The following is a 1,075-nucleotide window of genomic DNA, read 5'->3' as shown; positions in this document are numbered from 1 at the left end:
GCATGCGCGTCAGCGGCCCGCGGGTTCGGGTGGGCGGGCCGCCGGAGCGCACGGCGGGAAGAGCGGACACGGGGTGGTGGCCGTCCGGTCGGGGTGCCCGAGGAACGTGTTCGGTCCAGGGTGGGCCGACCGGGGGTCGGGCCGCTAGATGGCCATGCCGTACACGATCGTGAACAGGGTGCCGAGTGAGCCGATGATGAAGACGCCGGTCAGCCCGGCGACGATCAGGCCCTTGCCCTGTTCGGCGCTGAAGGTGTCGCGCAGGGCGGTGGCGCCGATGCGCTGCTTGGCCGCGCCCCAGATGGCGATGCCGAGGCAGAGCAGGATGGACACGGCCATCACGACCTCGATCATCACCCGGGCTTCGGCGCCTAGGCTGCCGAACGGGCCCCAGTCTGGGGCGATTCCGCCGATGATGGTAGTGATGTCGCCCTTGTCGCCGGCTGCCAGGAACATGTGAACTCACCGCCCCTTGTGGGTTGTTGTCTGAGCATGCCGCATGGCATGAGTCAGCTCTATCTTCGCTGACGATGCCGCCTTCGCATGTCGACTAGGCGGTATTTCTTGCCGGAACTTGCGCGTGTTGTGGGCCACCCTCCGCGAACGGGGCGTCGGGTGGGTGAGCGGAAGGCGGGGTCGTCACTGTGTGTACCACGATGCGTGACGCAGGGCAATGGAGCCTGGGCGAGGGGAGGGTCAGGCGGAGTGCGGGGGCGCTTCGGCGGTCGGTTCCTCGGCGAAATCGTCGAACTCGCCCGCCTTCACGCCCTTCAGGAAGGCGTCCCACTTGGCCTGGGTGGTGATGACGACGGTGTCCGGGTCGCTGCTCTCCCGCATGTAGATCCGGCCGTCCGGGCCGGCGGCGACCTCCAGGTAGGGCAGGTCCTCTTCGCCGTCCTCGGGTTCGGCGCGCTGCCAGTCGAGCTCGGTCATGGCGTCCTCGGTGGTGTCGGAGGGGTGTTCACGGGTTGTGGACTCTACGCGGCCGACCGGGGTTTGGCGGGCCGGAAGGGTATGTGTGGCTCGGGTGGGAGGGGTGTCGACGGTGGCTCAGGGGATTGGTCGAGGTGGGGTG

The 1,075-nt window shown here is 68.6% G+C and carries 2 protein-coding genes; both read right to left on the bottom strand.

What is annotated here, in order from left to right; all coding sequences use genetic code 11:
• Positions 1–144 precede the first annotated feature (144 nt).
• The gene (locus E4099_RS32275; RefSeq protein WP_135342627.1) at positions 145–456 is read right to left on the bottom strand and encodes a hypothetical protein; all 312 of its coding nucleotides are present in this window, start codon (positions 454–456) and stop codon (positions 145–147) included.
• A 240-nt stretch (positions 457–696) separates the two neighbouring features.
• The gene (locus tag E4099_RS32270) at positions 697–933 is read right to left on the bottom strand and encodes a DUF397 domain-containing protein (RefSeq protein ID WP_135342626.1); all 237 of its coding nucleotides are present in this window, start codon (positions 931–933) and stop codon (positions 697–699) included.
• Positions 934–1,075 lie beyond the last annotated feature (142 nt).

The sequence above is a fragment of the Streptomyces palmae genome (genome assembly GCF_004684805.1).
Lineage (GTDB): Bacteria > Actinomycetota > Actinomycetes > Streptomycetales > Streptomycetaceae > Streptomyces > Streptomyces palmae.
Note: the sequence above shows the minus strand (reverse complement) of the source record. Positions and strands in the feature narration are given on the sequence as shown.

Bases quoted from the DNA above. Each gene is read 5' to 3' on its own strand.
- E4099_RS32275 (WP_135342627.1), bottom strand. From the start codon at position 456: ATGTTCCTGGCAGCCGGCGACAAGGGCGACATCACTACCATCATCGGC.
- E4099_RS32270 (WP_135342626.1), bottom strand. From the start codon at position 933: ATGACCGAGCTCGACTGGCAGCGCGCCGAACCCGAGGACGGCGAAGAG.